This is a genomic window from Xenorhabdus sp. TS4, from assembly GCF_014467265.1.
In the GTDB taxonomy this organism is placed as follows: Bacteria; Pseudomonadota; Gammaproteobacteria; order Enterobacterales; family Enterobacteriaceae; genus Xenorhabdus; species Xenorhabdus ehlersii.
The window spans coordinates 15500-35809 of record NZ_NKHQ01000003.1 but is presented as its reverse complement, the minus strand read 5'-3'; the positions used below and the strand labels follow the sequence as shown (position 1 = coordinate 35809).

Annotated in this window: 16 protein-coding genes and 1 riboswitch; of the genes, 9 read left to right on the top strand and 7 right to left on the bottom strand. The window is 44.3% G+C overall.

Annotated elements, in window-relative coordinates; all coding sequences use genetic code 11:
* Window positions 1-91 precede the first annotated feature (91 nt).
* Window positions 92-248, top strand: a riboswitch (molybdenum cofactor riboswitch).
* The 5 genes from moaA to Xets_RS02210 all read left to right on the top strand — a co-directional run bounded on the left by moaA (window position 235) and on the right by Xets_RS02210 (window position 3341).
* On the top strand, window positions 235-1218 hold the full coding sequence (gene moaA / locus Xets_RS02230; protein ID WP_187651137.1) for a GTP 3',8-cyclase MoaA: 984 nt from the start codon (window positions 235-237) through the stop codon (window positions 1216-1218). It overlaps the preceding riboswitch by 14 nt.
* 48 nt (window positions 1219-1266) lie before the next feature.
* On the top strand, window positions 1267-1746 hold the full coding sequence (gene moaC / locus Xets_RS02225) for a cyclic pyranopterin monophosphate synthase MoaC (RefSeq protein WP_099131176.1): 480 nt from the start codon (window positions 1267-1269) through the stop codon (window positions 1744-1746).
* Window positions 1743-1988 carry a molybdopterin synthase sulfur carrier subunit gene (moaD, locus tag Xets_RS02220; RefSeq protein ID WP_099131177.1) on the top strand — a complete coding sequence of 82 codons (246 nt, stop codon included), beginning with the start codon at window positions 1743-1745 and terminating at the stop codon, window positions 1986-1988. Before moaC ends, moaD begins: the two co-directional genes overlap by 4 nt.
* 2 nt (window positions 1989-1990) lie before the next feature.
* The gene (gene moaE / locus Xets_RS02215; protein ID WP_187651103.1) at window positions 1991-2443 is read left to right on the top strand and encodes a molybdopterin synthase catalytic subunit MoaE; all 453 of its coding nucleotides are present in this window, start codon (window positions 1991-1993) and stop codon (window positions 2441-2443) included.
* Window positions 2444-2630: 187 nt separating this feature from the next.
* A complete protein-coding gene (locus Xets_RS02210; RefSeq protein WP_099131179.1) occupies window positions 2631-3341 on the top strand; it encodes a Bax inhibitor-1/YccA family protein in 711 nt (236 codons plus the stop codon).
* A gap of 95 nt (window positions 3342-3436) precedes the next feature.
* Here the strand turns inward: Xets_RS02210 and Xets_RS02205 are convergent, their stop codons facing one another.
* From Xets_RS02205 to cecR, 5 genes are all read right to left on the bottom strand, one after another.
* On the bottom strand, window positions 3437-4543 hold the full coding sequence (locus Xets_RS02205; RefSeq protein WP_187651102.1) for an ABC transporter permease: 1107 nt from the start codon (window positions 4541-4543) through the stop codon (window positions 3437-3439).
* Window positions 4544-4556: 13 nt separating this feature from the next.
* Window positions 4557-5717: an ABC transporter permease gene (locus tag Xets_RS02200; protein ID WP_099131181.1), complete on the bottom strand. Its 1161-nt coding sequence runs from the start codon at window positions 5715-5717 to the stop codon at window positions 4557-4559.
* Window positions 5714-7450: an ATP-binding cassette domain-containing protein gene (locus tag Xets_RS02195; RefSeq protein WP_187651101.1), complete on the bottom strand. Its 1737-nt coding sequence runs from the start codon at window positions 7448-7450 to the stop codon at window positions 5714-5716. The genes Xets_RS02200 and Xets_RS02195 overlap by 4 nt, the downstream gene beginning before the upstream one ends.
* 8 nt (window positions 7451-7458) lie before the next feature.
* On the bottom strand, window positions 7459-8466 hold the full coding sequence (gene hlyD, locus Xets_RS02190) for a secretion protein HlyD (RefSeq protein WP_187651100.1): 1008 nt from the start codon (window positions 8464-8466) through the stop codon (window positions 7459-7461).
* A gap of 79 nt (window positions 8467-8545) precedes the next feature.
* Window positions 8546-9241, bottom strand: coding sequence for a transcriptional regulator CecR (cecR, locus tag Xets_RS02185; RefSeq protein ID WP_099131184.1), 696 nt, complete (start codon window positions 9239-9241; stop codon window positions 8546-8548).
* 370 nt (window positions 9242-9611) lie between these two features.
* Between cecR and rhlE the strand changes: the two genes are divergently transcribed.
* From rhlE to Xets_RS02165, 4 genes are all read left to right on the top strand, one after another.
* Complete coding sequence (gene rhlE, locus Xets_RS02180) at window positions 9612-10928, top strand: ATP-dependent RNA helicase RhlE (RefSeq protein ID WP_099131185.1); 1317 nt, start codon at window positions 9612-9614, stop codon at window positions 10926-10928.
* Between the two features lie 3 nt (window positions 10929-10931).
* Window positions 10932-11858: a tRNA dihydrouridine(16) synthase DusC gene (gene dusC / locus Xets_RS02175; RefSeq protein ID WP_099131186.1), complete on the top strand. Its 927-nt coding sequence runs from the start codon at window positions 10932-10934 to the stop codon at window positions 11856-11858.
* Between the two features lie 439 nt (window positions 11859-12297).
* Window positions 12298-13404 carry a hypothetical protein gene (locus Xets_RS02170; RefSeq protein ID WP_099131187.1) on the top strand — a complete coding sequence of 369 codons (1107 nt, stop codon included), beginning with the start codon at window positions 12298-12300 and terminating at the stop codon, window positions 13402-13404.
* 314 nt (window positions 13405-13718) lie between these two features.
* Window positions 13719-18788 (top strand): RHS repeat domain-containing protein, encoded by a 5070-nt coding sequence (locus Xets_RS02165; protein ID WP_187651099.1) that lies wholly within the window; start codon window positions 13719-13721, stop codon window positions 18786-18788.
* Window positions 18789-19089: 301 nt separating this feature from the next.
* On the opposite strand, the gene sseA is transcribed toward Xets_RS02165, so the two are convergent.
* Window positions 19090-19929: a 3-mercaptopyruvate sulfurtransferase gene (sseA, locus tag Xets_RS02160; protein ID WP_099131189.1), complete on the bottom strand. Its 840-nt coding sequence runs from the start codon at window positions 19927-19929 to the stop codon at window positions 19090-19092.
* Window positions 19930-19968: 39 nt separating this feature from the next.
* Window positions 19969-20124, bottom strand: coding sequence for a hypothetical protein (locus Xets_RS02155; protein ID WP_167450587.1), 156 nt, complete (start codon window positions 20122-20124; stop codon window positions 19969-19971).
* Between the last annotated feature and the right edge of the window lie 186 nt (window positions 20125-20310).

Here is a 20310-nt window from a genome sequence, read left to right as displayed (position 1 = left end):
GCTGATGTTATCGCGTTTAGTTAACTCGTTGTATAATAAGGTATATATCGGATCAGGAATTAGCTTTTTATTTTAGGTTCATATAAAATTTAACTGATATTAACCCCTAGCCTCTGTGTCTAAGTCGCTGTTCTATCAAATGGATATCACATTGATATGATGCTCTGGCCGTGGCTCCTGAGTCACCAGGATGCAAGGTAGAAATGCCAGCATCTCCCGTACTTGGAAGGTGTTATTGTGGAACAACTCGTAGATGCATTCTCGCGCAAGTTCTATTACTTGAGATTGTCTATTACCGATGTGTGTAACTTCCGTTGCACATATTGCCTGCCTGATGGATACCGGCCTCATGGCCATAAATCATTCCTTTCCCTGCCAGAAATTCGTCGGGTTAGCCGGGCATTTGCTGAACTTGGCACAGAAAAAATTCGTTTAACTGGAGGAGAACCAACCATGCGCCGTGATTTCTGCGACATCATCGCTGCGGTTCATGAAAATCCACAAATCAAAAAAATTGCTGTCACAACGAATGGTTACCGTATGGAGCGGGATGTTTCTCAATGGAAATTGGCTGGCCTGACAGTGATTAATGTGAGTGTTGATAGTTTGGATCCCCGCCAATTTTACGCTATTACCGGACAAGATAAATTTTTCCAGATTATGCGTGGCATTGACGCGGCTTTTGAGGCGGGGTTCAACACAGTGAAAGTCAATGTCGTGTTGATGAAGAATGTGAATGATACCAACCTGCCAGCCTTTCTTGATTGGATTAAACATCGTCCTATCCAGTTGCGTTTTATTGAATTGATGGAAACGGGGGAAGGTCGTGCCATTTTTTATCGTCATCATCTTTCTGGAGAAGTGATCCGCCGCAAACTGCTACAACAGGGATGGCAACAACAGCAACGTGCGCGAAGTGATGGGCCGGCGCAAGTTTTTCGTCATCCCGATTCTCAGGGAGAAATTGGCCTTATCATGCCGTATGAAAAAGACTTTTGCCAAAGCTGCAACCGTCTGAGGGTATCAGCAATTGGCAATCTGCATTTGTGCTTATTTGGTGAACAGGGTATTCCATTGCGTGATTTATTGTCTGATAACGTATCGCTTGATGCCCTGAAACTACGTATTCAAGGTGGGTTGCACCATAAGCGTGAAACTCACTTTTTACATCAAGGAGACAGCGGGATCACTCCTAATCTTTCTTTTATTGGCGGTTAGCCTGTATTTTTCGGAAGCCGTTTTAGGTGCTATTTTTAGGAATGTAAAATGTCTCAATTAACCCATATCAATACTTCGGGTGAAGCTCATATGGTAGATATTTCTACCAAATCAGAAACTGTGCGTGAAGCACGGGCAGAAGCATTTGTTGAAATGCAGGCTGAAACCTTGGCCATGATTATTGCTGGTGATCACCACAAAGGAGATGTTTTTGCTACTGCTCGTATTGCAGGTATTCAGGCGGCGAAACGGACGTGGGAATTGATCCCGCTGTGCCATCCTCTGTTGCTTAGTAAAGTGGAAGTCCGGCTGGAAGCGCAAACAGAACACAATCGTGTCAGAATCGAATCCTGTTGCCGCTTGGCAGGGAAAACAGGTGTGGAAATGGAAGCTTTGACGGCGGTATCTGTGGCTGCTTTGACAATTTATGACATGTGCAAAGCGGTACAAAAAGATATGGTCATCGGGCCTGTGCGTTTGTTGGAAAAAAGTGGTGGCAAATCAGAAAATTTTAAGGTGGGGGTATGATAAAGGTACTATTTTTTGCTCAAGTTCGCGAGCTGGTAGGAACGGATTCACTTGAACTACCTAATGATTACCCAACTGTAGCGCATCTTCGTCATGCACTGACTGAAAAGGGAGAACGATGGGCACTGGCATTGGAAGAAGGCAAAGTGTTGTCTGCTGTCAATCAATCTTTTGTCCACGCTGAACATGCTCTGAATAATGATGATGAAGTGGCTTTTTTCCCACCTGTTACGGGGGGATAAAAATGGAAAATACGCGGATCAGTATCCAACAGGAGACATTTGGTGTTGGTGAAGAGTATCAATGGCTCTCGCAATGTGATGAAGATGGTGCTGTTGTGACTTTTACCGGAAAAGTTCGTAACCATAACTTAGGAGACACCATTAAGACACTAACACTGGAGCATTATGCTGGCATGACAGAAAAGATGTTGCAGAAAATTGTTGATGAAGCCCGCCAACGTTGGTCGTTGCAACGGGTCAGCATTATTCATCGCATTGGTGAATTGTACCCTGGAGATGAGATCGTATTTGTTGGTGTCACCAGCTCTCACCGCAATATGGCTTTTATGGCGGCTGAATTCATTATGGATTATCTGAAAACTAAGGCTCCATTCTGGAAAAAAGAATCACTTGCGGAGGGAGAGCGCTGGGTAGAGGCGAGGCAGAGTGACTGGGATGCGGTAAGTCGCTGGTAAAACAGCTTTTGGGGGTTCGTTCTGCGGACTATCTCGGAAACTGGACAAATAAATAATATGTCACTGAAATTGCCATTAATTGGCGGATGGTTTTATTAATGTTCTATGCTAATGTATAACTTTTGAATAGATTGTTTATTTTTAAACATTCTTAATCCTTAAACATTGTCATGAAAAGGTAATCATCATGGATCGATATCAACGTTCTAATGATTCGATTGTCCAGAAAACTGGTTCTGGTATACAAACTTACATGGCACAAGTCTACGGTTGGATGACTTGTGGCTTGTTGTTAACTGCATTTGTTGCATGGTATGTGGCAAATACCCCTGAAATTTTATACGCCATTTTCAGTAGCTCTATTGTTTTTTATGGCTTAATCATCGCACAGCTTGCGTTAGTATTTGTGCTGTCTGGTTTGGTTCATAAAATGAGTGGGGCAATGGCGACAGGGCTGTTTATGCTGTACTCTATGCTAACGGGTTTGACACTTTCCAGTATCTTTGTGGTTTATACCAGTAGTTCTATCGCCAGCACATTTGTTGTTTCAGCGGGTATGTTCGGTGCATTGAGTATCTATGGTTATACCACCAAACGTAGTTTGAGTGGTCTGGGTAGCTTCCTGTTTATGGGGCTAATTGGTATTGTTCTGGCTTCTTTGCTAAATATCTGGCTGAAAAGCCCAGCGTTGATGTGGGCAATCACCTATATTGGTGTTGTAATTTTTGCTGGCTTGACGGCATACGATACCCAAAAACTGAAAGAAATGGGTGAACAATTGGATGTTAACGATAAAGAAAACCTGCGCAAGTATTCAATTACTGGTGCACTGACTCTGTATCTGGACTTCATTAACCTGTTCTTGATGCTGTTGCGTATTTTGGGTGATCGTCGATAGTCACTGATATATTGAATTATTTTTTGATATAAAAACCCTGCCTTGTCAGGGTTTTTTAAAAGGTCATTTAATCTTTCGAATCTGCTTTAAATTTATCAGGCAATCTTACTTCGAAACAGCCGATAAGCGATCCCCCCAGTTGTTGCAGTAATCACCAATAAAGGCCATAAGTTTGGCCAAATAACGGATAAATCAGCCCCTTTCAAATAAATCTGCTTGGTAATATCTGTAAAATGCCGGATTGGGTTAATCCAGGTGATGTTTTGTAACCAAACGGGCATATTCTCGACCGGAGAGATATAACCAGAAAGCAAAATAGCGGGCATCATAAACACAAATACACCAATAAATGCTTGTTGCTGGGTGGAACAGACAGCAGAAATCAGCAAACCGAAACCCACCAGGGATAAGCCATAAATCAACATACAGCCATAAAATAGCAGCAATGAACCCGCGAAAGGAATTTGATAGAACAGTGTTCCAATCAGCAAAACAATGTTTGCTTGCATCGTTGCCACAACCAATGCCGGAATGGCTTTGCCAAGGAAAATTTGCCAGGTTGCCAGTGGAGAGACCAGCAACTGATCCAGCGTTCCTTGTTCCCGCTCACGGGCGACTGACAATGCTGTGACAATGAGAACACCAATCGTAGTAATCATGGCAACCAGCGACGGTACGACGAACCACTTGTAATCCAAATTGGCGTTATACCAGTTACGCACAATGAGTTCACTATTATTGAAATTAGGGGCATTTCCCAACAGTTGTTTTTGGTAATCCATCACAATCTGCTGGATATAGTTGGCTGCAATTTGGGCACTGTTTGAATTACGCCCATCCAACAAAACTTGAATTGATGTCGGGTTATGGTTGGCGAGATCAGCACTGAAATTTTGTGGAAAGCGCACCAGCAATAATGCCTTGCGGTTATCCAGAGTAGGGCGGATCTCTTGCGAACTAGTTAGCAAAATAACATCAGGAAATGCTTTTGATTTTGCCAACCGTTGGGTCAATTCAATTGATGCATGTCCTTTATCCTCATTATAAATAGCAATGGTGGCATTTTTGACTTCCAGCGTTGCGGCCCACGGAAACAGGATCATTTGTATAATCACAGTTAAAATCAAAATGTTCCGTGTTTGCGGTTCTCTCAGAAGAGACTGTAACTCTTTCATGATGAGTGTATACAGACGATAAAACATGCTCTTTCCTTATTTACTCCAGATGCCGACGGGTTTTCCACGCGGTCAGGCCGATAAAGACAATGGAACTGGCAATTAGCAGGAGCAGGTTTGTCATCAACACAGTACCAATGTTCCCAGCCAGAAAGAGCGTCTGTAGGCTGCTGACAAAGTAACGAGCCGGTATGACATAAGTCGAAGCCTGAATAAGTACGGGCATACTGTCTATCTCGAAAACAAAACCAGACAACATAATGGCAGGCAAGAAAGCTGCATTGAGAGAAATCATCGCCGCATTGAACTGATTACGTGTTAGGGTGGAAATTAGTAACCCCATACCCAGGGCAGTAGCGAGATAAAGGCTGGAGACTAATGCTAATATCCAGAGTGAGCCGCGATAGGGAACTCCCAGTACAAACACTGTGAATAACATGCAAAGTACCATGACAAAAGACCCCAGCATTTGATAGGGTAATAATTTAGCGAGCAACAATTCGGTGCGGGTAACTTGGGTCGAAAGTAGTGCTTCCATGGTTCCGCGTTCCCATTCACGGGCGACGACGAGCGAGGTAAGAATTGCGCCTACCACGGTCATAATAATTGAAACAGCACCAGGAATAAGGAAATGCTGGCTAATGGCGGCGGGATTAAACCAATAGCGGATTTGTGTATCAATCAAGGGAGTCGTTGCAACCCCACGATTTTGCCCTCGCTGTTGTAACCAGATTTGCCAGATACCTTTGGTATAGCCCTGCACAAAATTGGCGGTATTAGGTTCACTGCCATCGGTAATAACCTGGATGGGGGCATGGCCGTCTGCGCGGGCAAGCTGGGCATCAAAATTGACAGGGATGACGATAATGCCCCGAATTTGGTTTTCCTGCATTTTTTTGATTAAGAGCTGGCGATTGTCGCTGATGGTGGCATCAATATAGGGCGATCCTGTAAATACATGCACCAATTCTCTGGCGTCCTCGCTCTGCTGTTCCATTAGAATACCAAGGCGAAGCTTGCTGGAGTCCAGGTTAATGCCGTAACCAAAAATAAAGAGCAACATCAAAGGGATAACTACCGCAATCAAAGCACTGCTGGGATCACGGACAATTTGCTTAGTCTCCTTGATACAGAGTGCTTTCAATCGACGCCATGAGAAACTGACCGCTTGTTGGGATGTTATATGTTCAGGATGACTCATTGCGGCTCCTTATCGTAGTTCAACACGAGATCGATAAAAGCATCTTCCATGGAAGGGTTAGGGAGCTTATCCGTGGTAACCAGTTGTTTCAGTTCATCGGGCGTTCCGGCTGCAATCAATTTGCCTCTAAATACCAGCCCGATACGATCACAATATTCGGCTTCATCCATAAAGTGGGTTGTGACCATCACAGTTACCCCTTTGTCTACCATGCCATTGATATGTAACCAAAATTCTCGACGGGTCAGCGGGTCCACACCCGAAGTGGGTTCATCCAAAAACAGAATATCAGGTTCGTGCATCAATGCGCAGGAAAGGGCAAGTCGTTGCTTAAACCCGAGCGGAAGGCTATCAGTCTTTTGATGTAAGATTGGCCTAAGATTGAACGCTCGGATCATATCAGACATCTTTTCTTGTTGATGGCGACCTTTCAAGCCGTAAACACCGGAGAAAAACTTAAGATTCTGCTCAACAGTCAGGTTGCCATAAAGTGAAAATTTTTGGGCCATATAGCCAAGGTGTTGGCGGGCTTTGCCTGAACCGGTTTTTAAATCCATATCCAGAACCAGCGCTTTGCCTGAAGTGGGGATCATTAAACCACACATCATTTTGAAGGTAGTCGATTTTCCGGCTCCATTTGGCCCCAATAGGCCGAATATTTCCCCTCGTTTCACCTGAAAATCGACTTGGTCAGTGGCAGCAAAATCGCCAAATTTTTTAGTCAGGCTACGGGCTTCTATCACGGTTTCCGTTGGGTTTGGTGGGATTTGAGGCATTATTTCTGCCAATTCGGAACGATGGGATGGGCCACCACCCAATAAGTCGATAAATGCATCTTCGAAACGTGGTTCGGCCTCGAAGAGATTGGCTTCAGGCAACCCTATTTGTTGGAGTAATGCATTTTTATCCGCTTCTTCTTTTAAGATCAGACGAACATATTTTCCCTGAATTACACCATCAGTCACTTGGGGCAAGGTGAGGGCATGTTGCAACATTTTGCGCCGCGCATCTTGTTTGACATCAAGCAAAAAAGATCGACCCGCAATATTTTGGGTTAATTCTTGTGGCTGGCCGCGATAGAGCAGCTTACCTTGGTTCATAAGCAAAACATCACGACATAATTCGGCTTCATCCAAATAAGAGGTGCTCCATAAGATCAACATGCCGTCAGAAGCGAGTTCATGAACCATTTGCCATAACTCACGGCGGGCGATGGGATCAACGCCTACACCAGGTTCATCCAGTAGCAAAACTTTCGGGCTACCTAATAAAGTGCAAGCAAGCCCCAGTTTTTGTTTCATGCCACCGGACAATTTCCCGGCTAACCGTCCGGTAAAATGGGTTAAATCCGTGAAGGTGAGTAATTTCTGAAAGGTAGTTTTGCACTCTGCGCCCAGTACACCACGCAAATCGGCATATAAAGTGAGATTTTCCATTACGGTTAAATCTTCATACAAGCCAAATTTCTGCGGCATGTAACCGAGGTCAGAACGTACTTGAACACTGTCCTTGATGGGATCAAGTCCCATAATTTCAATATTGCCGCTATCAGGCTTCAATAATCCGGCTAACATTCTTATCAGCGTGGTTTTTCCAGCACCATCTGGACCGACAAGACCCGTCACTGATCCACCCTGAATTTCTGCTTGTAGATGGGATACAGCAGGAACGTCTAATCCTGGAAAAGTTTTCTCCACACCGTTCAGTTTTATCGTATAAGCTGAACTGGTCATGTTATCGCCTACTTATTTGTTTCAGTAAAATTTATTTCAGCAAAACGCAAGGTAACAGGCATTCCTTGTTTCAGTCCCTTATCGGGATTAAGGACAATGATGCGCAGGCGATAAACTAAGTCTGTTCTTAAATCAGGTGTTTCGACATTTTTGGGAGTAAATTCGGCAGTGGGAGAAACAAAACCGATTTTGCCATGATAGGGCTGGTTTTTCCGCCCATCGGTATAAATCAAAACTTCCCGTCCAGCGGTAGCCTGATTGAGATGAGGTTCATCAATATATGCCCTGATCCAAACGGGATTGGTGAGGGACAGGGTAAAAACCGTGTTGCCCGCCGCCAGCATGGTGCCTGGTTCAATGGCTCTGGTTAGGATCATCCCTGCCGATGGAGAAGTGAGTTGAGTATCTTTCAGGTTGAGTTCCGCCTGTGCTACGGTTGCTTCTGCCTGAGTAAGTTGGGCTTTTGCTGCCGCAATTTCTTCTATGCGATAACCCGTCTCGAACTGACGCAATTTATCTTTTGCCGCCTGGTAAGCTGCCAGTGCTTGATTGCGTCCAGTTCTGGCATTTTCCAGATCATTATCTGAGATGGTTTTGCTTTGCCACAAGCCTTGTTGGCGTTTCAGGAAGCTATCGGCAAAATGGAATGCTGACTCTTTTTGTTTTACTTCAGCACGTACTTGGGCAATTTCTTCGCTGCGATAACCCGCTTCAGCTTTGGCAAGATTGGCCTTGGCGACATCACGAGCCGCTTTGGCCTGATTCAAGGCATTAATAAAGGGGGTATCATCAAGGCGACCAAGTGTCTGGTTCACCGTAATGGCATCACCTTCATCCACTTGTAGATCAGCCAGTTTACCGGCAACCCGAAAACTGAGGTTGACAGTCCTGACATCGACATTGCCATACAGGGTTAGCTCCCTGCTATTTTGTTCCTGATAATAGTAGATACCGACAATCGCACTGATAACAACAATGAGCGCCAATAGGGCAAGAGCAAACTCTTTACTGTTCATACCATCCCTTATGCCTTGTTCAATTTATACCCTCTATCTTTCAAGTGGTGGCTTCGTTGGTTATGCCATTGCTTAAGAGTTATTGGGTATGTATTTTTGATTTCTCTCTTAACCCATCAAGCAATAAATTGATGTGTTGAGATAAAACCTGATTGATTAATTCGTATTCTTTGGCGCCAATATTGTCCCATCCGGTTTGGCGCAATAAGGCTTCCCTGGCCAGACGGAAAGAAAGGATTTCACCCAATAAAGCATGAGTGTGAATCTGGGTGGAAATTTGGCGTTCATCGGCTCCGATATAATTGGCGATGAGTTTATTCAACCGCGAATAAATTGGGGCTAGTCCCTGTTCATGCATGACACTGTAAGCCTCTGTTGGCGTCAATTGTTCATGGGACATGATCCGGCTGATATTGATACTGCTTTTCTCGAAAATCAGGCGGTTATAGCTCACCATTCCCTGATGAATAAATGCCAGTATTGGGTCTTTTGGATAGGGTTTGGGTGTCTTCTCAAAAAAATGATCAATGGCTTCAATGAGAGGTGAAAACTCTGCTTTTAGCTTATCGGCAATATGTTGCACAACGGCGAGGTATAATCCTTCTTTGGAACCGAAATAGTATGCGATAGCTGCGATATTTTGCTGTGCATGTTGGGCAATGTTGCGGGTAGTAGCGCCATCCAGACCTGATTTGCCAAAAATTTCTATTGCTGCTTCCAGAAGTTGTTGTTTGGCGTGCTCGCCTCGTAATGTCTGGGCCTTCTTTGCTACCATGTCAAAATATTTCCTGTGACAAAGAGTTTTCGGGAGTGCTGAAAACTATATCAATCGTATGATTAACTTTAAAACTAAAGTAATTAGATGTAAAGTTGCTACAAATTGTCTTTTTAATAGACACCCATAAAAAATAATCGTCCAGTTTTGGCTCATTTCCCTTGGCTAAAGAGATTTAGTCAATTTTAGACGAATTTATTGCTCTCTTTGGCCTGCGTGGAAAGACATATCTGTTATAATCATGCCCTATTTATATACGGTGCATTGCAGTTTGTGTAGTTTCTTTGCGTTTTACCGCGTCTGTTTTCTTCCCATAAAACTGCCCCTGAATTGATATCAGGCATGGTGAAGTCTGGAGTATTTCTTATTTATGAATTTTGAGTCACTCGGCTTGAAGGCTGATATTTTGCGTGCCGTTGAAGAACAAGGCTACGTGGAACCCACCCCTATTCAGCAGCAGGCCATTCCTGTTGTGTTATCCGGCAAAGATCTGCTGGCCAGTGCCCAGACAGGCACGGGAAAAACCGCAGGGTTTACTTTGCCTATCTTGCAACTTTTGTGTGAATCCCCGATTCAGGCAAAAGGTCGCCGTCCTGTCAGGACGTTGATTTTAACCCCAACCCGAGAACTGGCGGCTCAGGTGGGGGAAAATGTACGTAGTTACAGCAAATATCTCAAATTACGTTCATTTGTTGTATTCGGCGGTGTCAGCATTAATCCGCAGATGATGAAATTGCGCGGTGGTGTGGATATTCTGGTAGCAACGCCGGGGCGTTTGCTGGATTTGGAGCATCAAAATGCGGTAGATCTTTCTCGCGTAGAGATTCTGGTTCTAGATGAAGCTGACCGCATGTTGGATATGGGCTTTATTCACGATATTCGTCGTGTGTTGAACAAGCTGCCAGCAAAACGCCAAAATTTACTCTTTTCTGCGACATTCTCTGATGAAATTAAAAGCCTCGCCAATAAGTTACTGAAAGATCCAGTAAGCGTAGAAGTGGCACGGCGTAATTCGGCCTCTGAGCAAATTGAACAAGCAATCCATTTTGTAGACAAAAAGCGCAAGGGTGAATTGCTCTCTTATATGATCGGCAGCCAGAACTGGCAACAGGTGTTGGTATTTACGCGAACCAAACATGGTGCAAACCGGTTGGCGGAGCAATTGAACAAAGATGGTGTGACTGCTGCTGCGATCCACGGCAACAAAAGTCAGGGGGCAAGAACCCGTGCGCTGTCTGATTTTAAGACAGGGAAAATCCGCGCGTTGGTGGCAACGGATATTGCTGCCCGTGGACTGGATATTGACCAATTACCCTATGTCGTCAACTATGAGTTGCCAAATGTTGCCGAAGATTATGTGCATCGAATTGGTCGTACTGGGCGTGCAGAAGCTACTGGGCAAGCAATATCGCTGGTGTGTGTCGATGAACACAAACTCCTGAAAGATATTGAGCGCCTATTGAAGCGAGAAATTCCACGCATTGCCATTCAGGGTTATGAACCTGATCCTTCTATCAAAGCTGAACCTATCCAAAACGGGCGCAATAGCCGTGATAATAACTCTCGTGGTAATAATCCTCGCGGTAATAACCCACACAGAAATGGCAAACCAAGCCATTCCAAACAAAACCGGGTAAATAAAAATCGGGCAACCAAAACTCCACGTGCTTCGGTGGCGGGAGAGTAATCCATGCGCGTTTTGCTGGCTCCGATGGAAGGGGTTTTGGATTCTCTGGTTAGAGAACTGTTGAGTGAAATCAATGACTATGACCTGTGTATTACTGAATTCCTGCGTGTGGTTGACAGCTTACTGCCGGTAAAATCTTTTTACCGGTTGTGCCCTGAACTGCATTATCAGAGCCGTACACCATCGGGAACGCCTGTCAGGCTCCAGCTCCTTGGGCAATATCCAGAATGGTTGGCAGAAAATGCTGTCAGGGCGGTTGAGTTGGGATCATGGGGTGTCGATTTAAACTGTGGTTGTCCGTCCAAGACAGTAAATGGCAGTGGTGGAGGCGCTAGCTTATTAAAAGATCCCGAACTCATTTATCAGGGAGCTAAAGCTATGCGTGAAGCCGTGCCTGCACATTTGCCGGTAACGGTAAAAGTACGTCTGGGATGGGATTCTGCTTCACGCCAATTTGAGATTGCGGATGCCGTCCAGCAAGCGGGTGCAACCGAGCTGGTTGTGCATGGGCGGAGCAAAGAAGATGGTTATAAAGCAGAGCGTATCAACTGGAAGGCGATAGGGGAGATTCGGCGTCGCCTTGCTATTCCTGTCATTGCCAACGGTGAAATTTGGGATTGGCAGAGCGCCCAAGAGTGTATCAAAACGACAGGATGTGATGCTGTGATGGTAGGCCGTGGCGCCCTGCATGTGCCAAATCTGAGCCGCGTAATTAAATATAACGAACCAAAGATGCCATGGAGTGATGTACTTAAGTTACTGCAAAAATATACTTATCTCGAAAAACAGGGTGATACGGGGCTTTATCACGTTGCCCGTATCAAGCAATGGCTGGGGTATTTGCGCAAAGAGTATAATGAAGCGGATGAGTTATTTATGCAAATCAGAGTATTAAAAACATCTGCTGAGATCGCCAATACTATCGTTTAAGACAGTTGCTCGCCCGATAGGGATAGGGTGGGGAGCAGTCACAGTCTCAACTTTCTTAATTCTTAACGGTAATTATTTTCCCCAGTGACACATCGCTATATCGCATGATGTTATATAGATAGGGGGCTGTCTGTGTCTCTGGGATATATATTAATGAATTTTTATCATTAAATAATATTATGAAAAAATATATTATTAAATAATAATTTGTTGCCATTTTTATTTTAATTTCCATTTGGCTGTTTAAGTAATTTAATTTATGTAATATTATTTTTGTAATTTATTCTGGAAATATTTCAGTGTTGGATATAATATTATATATACCTAATTTGAACAATGGGATGTCGCTATTGTTTTTTAATATCGCAATGGAAGAAGTCAAGAATTCCTTAAAAGGATAATGAGTTTTTTATTCTTATTTTTTCAAAGGGGAATTATAATGAACACACAAAAAAGAAATGGCTTTTCAAAAAAAATCATGAGGCTACCCACCTTTAATCTTGAATTATTTGGTGGAAAAAGGGAAGGTCATCTGTTTGCTAATGGAAATATGCAAGTTGGTATCATTATTAATATACAAGCTGCGACCGATAATGAGGAGGTGGTAACCTTATCTCCTGAACAATTAAATAGTATTGAATTAGTTAATAAAATAACAGGTGAGAAATTATCTGGTGATTGGCAATACAGTTCTGAGGAAAACGATTACCGTCACCAGTTTCCAGGACGTAGTATAACAAGAGACACAAATTTATCATATGGAAAAGACGCGCTCAGTGATGACTCTGAACCTCAGAAAAAAATTTATTGGCTGAAAACAAAAAAAAGTGAACTCATCGAAATAATAGCAAAAGTTACATTGGATGGAGAAACGTATTCATCAGATGATTCTCATTATAAGGGATCACATATTGTTGTTACAGGTCATGAACCAATCACTTATCATTTTGATGATCTGGTGCCAACACCACAAATTGAAGAAAATGTCGCCTATGGCACATATGAATTAAAACGGACCATCACTGTAATTGATATATTAGGAGGAGAGCATACGCAAATTTCGTTTCAATACCCGGAATGGACTCAAAATAATTATTATCTTTTTCCTAAAAAAGGTCAGGGGTATGCAATTCATGATGTTGAAATTCGAAATACCATAAACGATGAAGATACCTTTAAGTATGATTACCGAAGATTTACCCATCATACAAGAAGTAACAATCTTTACCTTTGGTTTCTTTGGGGGACATATAGTGCCAAGAGAACAGCTGGAGCTGCTTATCGGGTCGTAATAAATGATTCCCCAGATCTCAGTAGCAGTCTGAAAAGGGAAGCTACCCCACAAGAGGAGATAGTCACAACAACACGCACCGATGTTGTTAGTTTGAGTAGGCTTTATTTCGAAAGCCCGGGGGGTGATAATTTTTGGGTTGATGAGGCTGACCAAATTCCACAATTCAAATTCCGCGATATCTATGGTAATGAGTCTGTCTTTCTAAAAATTATCATGGACAATGCAGATTCGTTTCACCTACGGGAGGGGTGAATGAGCAAGAATGACGTCTCTATGCAAAATAGTTGCTATTTTATGCAATAAATGCATCAGATTTTACATACAAGCGTCAAAAAGCCAATGTTTATACAAAGTAGAATCTTGCCATGATAACAACGAAGAAAAACCCAAAGTCTATCGTGCGGATCCTGAATAATAAGTCTGAAATGGCTACTGCTTAAAAAAATGAAGATGTTTGCTCTCTCTATAATATTTTTGTCAGTCGCCGTAGTAAATTTTCCTTGAGCATCCTCTGATTATGAAATGAGAAATACGTTTTTCCATAAATAAAAAAGAGAGGCGCTAAAATGCCATATGATTTTTTCTCAAATGCCCACAACTTTCAAAGTGCGGCCACAGGCAGCGTTGATCCACGAACCGGTTTGTTTACTTATACCATGCTGGTTGCCCAGTTAACCGGCAATAATCATCTCGGACCAACCCAGACGATAGCGCTGGCGTATAACCCGCTTAATACCGACAACCAGGGGTTTGGTATTGGCTTTTCCCTGGGGCTGACCCAGTATGACAGCTGGCAACGGTTATTAAGTCTCTCCACCGGTGAGCGCTATAAAGTGGATGAATATAAGGACGCCGTCTATCTGAAACAGTATAAGCAGGATATTGTGCGGTTTGAAAAGGACGTTGCACGGAATGTTTACTGGGTGATCCATAAATCGGGTACAGTTGAAGTGTTGACCGGGCCGAACAATGCCTATCACCTCAAAGTTCCTACACAGATATTTACCCCGCTAGGCCATTCTCTGAAACTGGACTGGATTTATAAGACGGAGACTATGCCCCGTCTTGCTGCTATATCGGACGAAAGGCGGGTGCTGTTAAAAATCGAGTATAAAACGGCTTTTTATACCCGTATTACGGTCTGGCCCGAATCATCGGAATCTTATGATATCCGATTACTCTTTGATAATGATAAAGTCACTCAGATTAGCAATGAGACGAGTAACCACACATTAATTTGGAAGCTGGAATATGATTCAGACAGCGGTTTTTTAAACCGGGTTTCATCTCCGACAGGTGCCACTGAATTTGTTGATTACGATTTTGACGGCCATCAGTTTCCCAAAGGGGCAGAATTACCACCTTTGCCTTATGTCACCCAGTACACGCAACATACAAAGCAAGGTCCTGAAATCATCAGGCACTATAAATATACCGAATATAATTTTTTGGGTTATGGGAGTAACGAGAGCTGGAATGATGATGAAGATTATCTCTACGGTGCCTTAAGCAATTACTGGTATGGCTCGACCGAACGCTGGGACAACGGCACAACGCAACGCCATATTACCCGAAAGTATAATAAATACCATCTATTGGTTTCCGAATCTACGGAGCAAAATGGGTGCAAGCGGGTGCATAAGACCGACTATTATGCCCAAACGGGGTTGTCGTTTGAAAAACAACCCCCTCAGTTCCAGATGCCGAAAACGGCCAGTGTCAGCTTTAATGATGCCTCTGACGTGGAGGTTGTTCAGACCGAATTTGATGAAGCGGGTAACCCGACAATGCAGATTGCCCCGGATGGCACCCGCACTGACTGGGTTTATTATCCGGTAGAGGGGGAAGAAGGTGCCTGTCCGGCCTCACCGCATGGCTTCGTGCGTTTTGTCAAATCCAAGACCGTTACACCCGGTAAATCCTCTCCTGAAGGTGTTTATGATGATGCGCCGATATATCAGGTGGTTTATCGTTATGATTCACTACCCACACTCGCCGGTGCACCCTGTGCTTATACTGTGGTCTGCACCTATCAGGGCTGGCATAGCTCAGGCCAGTTGTTGCATAAAAGCCAGACCAGCTATGTGAATGATGTGAATTCTCCCGATCATGGGCGCATTCACCGTATTGACGAGACCCGCTATGCCACCTTGGAAGGAAAGATCGCTGCGGCGGGCAAGACATGGACAAGCCAGCAAACCTTCAGTTATATCCTGCGAGGTGAGGCACTGATAAAAAGCACCGAATGGACAGGGCATGACCAGCTTAGCTTCACAACCCAAGTCACTCAATCGCAGGTCAGCGACAAGTTATGGCATGAAGTGGATGCACAGGGACGGACTACTGATTATGTCTATGATGATATTGGACGTATTTCAAAGCATATCAGTAATGCCCATACCGATTATTGCCAAATGGTGCAGTATGATTATGCCATTGAAGCGATTGGGGCGGTGACGACAACGAAAACCGATGTGTGGGGCAATCAGGTGCGTATCCGCTTTAATGGGTTGGGACATGCCTATCAGAAGGAAATACTGGAAAAGGGGCAGCCCGATCAGCGCTGGCAGTTAGTGTCTGAAATGGAGAGGGACAGTTGGGGACGTGTGGTGACCCAAACGCGGCATGACTGGCTGCCAGTGGAAAATGGCACTGACAGTGCATCCCGTGTGGTTCAGGTTTCCTCCCATCAACGGATTGAATATGATGACTGGGGAAAAGCACATCGGATTACCCAAGATACCGGCGGGAGCATCCAACACGATTATGATCCGGTGACCCGCACCGCGCAGATCACCCGACAGGCGGAAGGGCTGTCTTTTAGTCAATGTACGGTGAAGTACAATAAACGTCACCAGCCTGTCACGTTAACGCTCTATGATAGCCAGGGCAAGCAGCATAGCCAGCAGTACCATCACTATGATGGTCTGGGACGATTGCGGGCCACCTTTGACGCATTGGGGCAAAAAACCGAGTACGCCTACGATTTATTGGGACGATTGTTGACGATAAGTTACAGTGATGGCACTGTTGTTCGAAAATCTTATGCCCCATTTACGGCAGACAGTTTAGTGACGCAAATTGCGGTTGGCGATAAGGTGCTGGGTACGCGTAGCTTCGACAGCCTGCATCGCTCGATTTCAACCACCAGTGGCGGGCGTACCTACTGTTCCTCCTATCAGGGGGAAAACCCCTATCCCAGCCAGATCACTGATCCGTTGGGTCAAACGACGTTGTATACCTATGAACCCTTGCTCGGTCAGGCCTTGACACAGGTGGATGCGGGGGAAATACAGCAGCGCTTTACGTATGATCCCAAGACTGGGGTAATGACGGAGGCCAGTGCCGCCCAACGGGCTACTCATAGTATGGGATATACCGCTTCCGGACGTTTGCAGCGGGAAACCTTCCGTTTTGAGGATGCCAAGGCTGGGGCTGCACGAGAGGCAAACTATACCTATTCCCCTGTCGGCGGACTGACCGCTTATCAGGATGTGACAGGAAAAAATTGTCATGTCAGTTTTGATGAGTTTGGCCGTCCGATTGCAGCGCGGGATGCTGATATTGACGTTGTATTAACCTATGATGCGGCCAGCCGGGTCAAGAGCTGGTGCGTTCACGATAAACAGCATGACAAAACATTAACCACCACGCTCAGTTTTGATGATTTTGAGCGTGAAACTCAACGCCAAATCCAGACGGAAACGGATACGCTGACGCTTGAACAGACTTATACGGTCACAGGACAAATAGCATCACGCATGACCCGTTCACAGAATGCTGGTTTGTTGCGTCAGGAGAATTACACGTACGATCCCGCCCGTTATTGGCTAACAGTGTATCACTGTACTGGCTCAGAATGTCCACGTGATGCCTATGGCTTTAGTATTACCCGTCAGCGTTTTACTTATGACCATTTGGGTAACATCCTCACTTGTGTGACGACCCTCAATGATGGAAGCTGTGATACAGCGACATTTACCTACAATCCGTCAGATCCTTGTCAGTTGCATACCGTAACCCATACGCACCCAGATTATCCAGCCACAATCACTTTGGTGTATGACGCTGCGGGTCGCCTGATACACGATGAGGCTGGTCGTCATTTAACTTATGATGTCTTGGGGCGGTTGATTTCAGCCAGTTTAAGTGACACCACCAGTACCTATACTTATGATGCGACCAACCGACTGGTGCTGCAACAAATGGGAACAGACAAGACCCATGAACTTTATTATCAGGGGGCGACGCGCATGACAGAAATTCTGCGCGAAAGTGGCATGGCGACCCGACTGTTACGTGCTCAGGGGGAACTCGTTGCTACCATTACGGATACCCATACGCATTTATTGGGTACTGATAGACATAGCAGTGTGTTGGTTAGCGACAAAAGTGATGGTACCCAAACCCGCTATCGCTATTCGCCTTATGGGCAGCAGGCAGAAGAGGAACGCAACCCTGATATTCCGGCTTATAATGGTGAGCGTGTTGATCCCGTGATGGGAACTTATCACTTGGGTAATGGCTATCGGGCTTATAATCCGGTTTTGATGCGTTTTAATGCGCCTGATGGCTGTAGTCCGTTTGGCGCAGGGGGGCTAAATGCGTATGCCTACTGCCTCGGTGATCCCATTAATCGTATTGATCCTACGGGGCATATCAGCTTGGGCAGCCTGTTTGGGATTATTGGCGGAGTCATCGGGTTGGTTGTTGGCTTGGTTGTGGCTATTCCCACTGGCGGGGCATCACTGGCTGGTGATACTGCCATTATTGCGGGGCTTGTTGCCGATGTCACGGGGATTGCCAGTGCTGCCACAGAAGACAGCAATCCCAGAGCCTCAGCAACGCTCGGATGGATCTCTCTGGGGCTTGGGGCGCTGAGTCTGGGAGCTGGTGTTCTTGGCGGTATTGCGACAGGCATGAGGAAAGTAGGTGAGCAATTGATGGAAAGTTTTAGTCATGGATTGAGTGGAAGAGGAGAGCAGCGTGGTATGAACCTGGCTCTTCCAGGGGGAGTACAAAATAGTACTAGCGATTATGTAGTCGCGTTTAGGAATGCTATAAATGAAGGGAGGGTTATGCGCGTTGAAAACCCTGCAGGAACTGGTATTTATACTATAGGACTTGAAACTCAAGGATTATTACCTGAGGGAGAAGTGGGACACTTAAGAAGAGTATTCTTTAGGCCAAGAGGAGATAATTCCACTATAGAAATTATTAATAATATGATTCCATTAGGAAATGTAGTTGAACGTCCAGTAGATATCTCGAGTGGACAATTTGAAGCATTATATTTGAACTTTACAAATACCAGTATATTAGGTACTGGTGATATGTCTTCTCGTGTGGTTGACTCTGTCAATACACTTCGCCTTATCGTGCAATCTCATATAGTAGAGGGACTTCAAATGAATAACAATACTATAAACACGATGAAAGAGTTATGGCAAGAAGCTGGATTTTCTCGTTTTAAGCTCAATGACTGGCTATATTATATGATACGAGAAGCATTTCCTACCGCAGATTTCCCGCCCAATATTTTATTAAATGATACAGCATTTCAATTTTTTAATAATAATTTTATTCCAAAGATTAGGGTATTTACAGCATTAATAGAGGCGAGATTGCACTTGTAATATAAGTTAGTTTAACTATTAGGCGCTTAATTTTATTTTATGTTCCATGTCCCAACACTAATTAGCCTGTTGGTTCATTTATTGCAACTTTTACAATTTGCAATTCTTTTCGTTGGTGTCTTAAATTAAGGCGTAGAAGAGAAATTGAATTTGTAAACCAATAAACTCATCAGTTTTGGAGGTTGTCTATGGGTATTCTGTCATGGATTATCTTTGGCCTCATTGCTGGCATCCTTGCTAAATGACAAGACAGGGCATGTTACTTTGATGCCCTTTGTTACGATTGATTATTTCGAATAATCTATTTTTCTAATGGAAGTGAATCATTGGCTCCCCATTCAGCCCAGGAGCCATCGTATAATCTTGCTTCCTTATGACCAATCATATCAAGCCCCAAGACTAAAATAGCGGCTGTCATACCAGAGCCACAACTGGTAATGATAGGTTGGTTTAAGTCAACGCCCTGTTTGCGAAATATTGCCACAATTTCTTCTGCTGACTTATAACGCCCATTATCAATCAGGGCCGTCCACGGAACATTTTTAGCGCCGGGAAGGTGTCCCATTCTTAGACCAGGACGGGGTTCTGGCACTTTTGCCTGAAAACGGTCTTCTGCTCTGGCATCCACAAATTGTACTGCTACCTCATTACGGAGAGCATCAAGGATCTGCACCTGAGAACAGACTTTTTCAGGGGTAAACTGCACATTGAAAACTTCAGGTGAGCGGGTAACTTTTCCTGATTCGGTTGGATAACCAGCTTGTTGCCAGCCTTGTAAGCCTCCTTCGAGGATACGGATGTGATGGGCGCCAAAGATTTTGAATGTCCACCAGGCCCGTGGGGCGGAAAACATATTGCCTTGATCGTAAATTACCACCAGATGATCTTCACTGATGCCCATTTTACTGACAGCCTGACGGAAAGTTTCTGGCTCCGGCAGCATGTGTGGCAGGTTGGTTTGTAGATTGGCAACTTTATCAAGATCAAAAAATTGTGCGTCCGGAATGTGTTTCTCTAACCAGAGTTGGTGATAATCAATGGATTGGGTGGGCATTGGGGCACTGGCATCAATGACAATGACATTCTCATCATGAAGATGTTCGTTTAACCATTGTGAACTGACAAAATATTCATTTTTCATGAGATTCCTCATCTGGTGTTACGATACAAACCAACATATTTATTGTGGCCCTGTTGGCGTATTTTCCTGCTGAGTCTGTTGTGGCGTTTCTTCTGGTGTGGTTGAACGGGTATATATATTCATCCCTGCCAGAAAGATCCCACCCATTGAACCGATGGAAAATAATATAATGATAATGAGCAGGATTTTTTTCATCTCTGTGTCCAATAAGGTTTTAATAAAAAGATTATAACAATCATCAAAATCCAAAAGATAGAAAGGCAAAAGTATATCGGCTTCTCTATTTCAGACAAGCACTAACCCATTTTCTTGCATTCACTTTTGGCATTGATAGAAAAAGTTGGCAACCGTTTCCCAATAATGGCCTTATGAAGCTGATTT

Bases quoted from the DNA above. Each gene is read 5' to 3' on its own strand.
- moaC (WP_099131176.1), top strand. From the start codon at position 1,267: ATGTCTCAATTAACCCATATCAATACTTCGGGTGAAGCTCATATGGTA.
- moaD (WP_099131177.1), top strand. From the start codon at position 1,743: ATGATAAAGGTACTATTTTTTGCTCAAGTTCGCGAGCTGGTAGGAACG.
- moaE (WP_187651103.1), top strand. From the start codon at position 1,991: ATGGAAAATACGCGGATCAGTATCCAACAGGAGACATTTGGTGTTGGT.
- Xets_RS02210 (WP_099131179.1), top strand. From the start codon at position 2,631: ATGGATCGATATCAACGTTCTAATGATTCGATTGTCCAGAAAACTGGT.
- Xets_RS02205 (WP_187651102.1), bottom strand. From the start codon at position 4,543: ATGTTTTATCGTCTGTATACACTCATCATGAAAGAGTTACAGTCTCTT.
- Xets_RS02200 (WP_099131181.1), bottom strand. From the start codon at position 5,717: ATGAGTCATCCTGAACATATAACATCCCAACAAGCGGTCAGTTTCTCA.
- Xets_RS02195 (WP_187651101.1), bottom strand. From the start codon at position 7,450: ATGACCAGTTCAGCTTATACGATAAAACTGAACGGTGTGGAGAAAACT.
- hlyD (WP_187651100.1), bottom strand. From the start codon at position 8,466: ATGAACAGTAAAGAGTTTGCTCTTGCCCTATTGGCGCTCATTGTTGTT.
- cecR (WP_099131184.1), bottom strand. From the start codon at position 9,241: ATGGTAGCAAAGAAGGCCCAGACATTACGAGGCGAGCACGCCAAACAA.
- rhlE (WP_099131185.1), top strand. From the start codon at position 9,612: ATGAATTTTGAGTCACTCGGCTTGAAGGCTGATATTTTGCGTGCCGTT.
- dusC (WP_099131186.1), top strand. From the start codon at position 10,932: ATGCGCGTTTTGCTGGCTCCGATGGAAGGGGTTTTGGATTCTCTGGTT.
- Xets_RS02170 (WP_099131187.1), top strand. From the start codon at position 12,298: ATGAACACACAAAAAAGAAATGGCTTTTCAAAAAAAATCATGAGGCTA.
- Xets_RS02165 (WP_187651099.1), top strand. From the start codon at position 13,719: ATGCCATATGATTTTTTCTCAAATGCCCACAACTTTCAAAGTGCGGCC.
- sseA (WP_099131189.1), bottom strand. From the start codon at position 19,929: ATGAAAAATGAATATTTTGTCAGTTCACAATGGTTAAACGAACATCTT.
- Xets_RS02155 (WP_167450587.1), bottom strand. From the start codon at position 20,124: ATGAAAAAAATCCTGCTCATTATCATTATATTATTTTCCATCGGTTCA.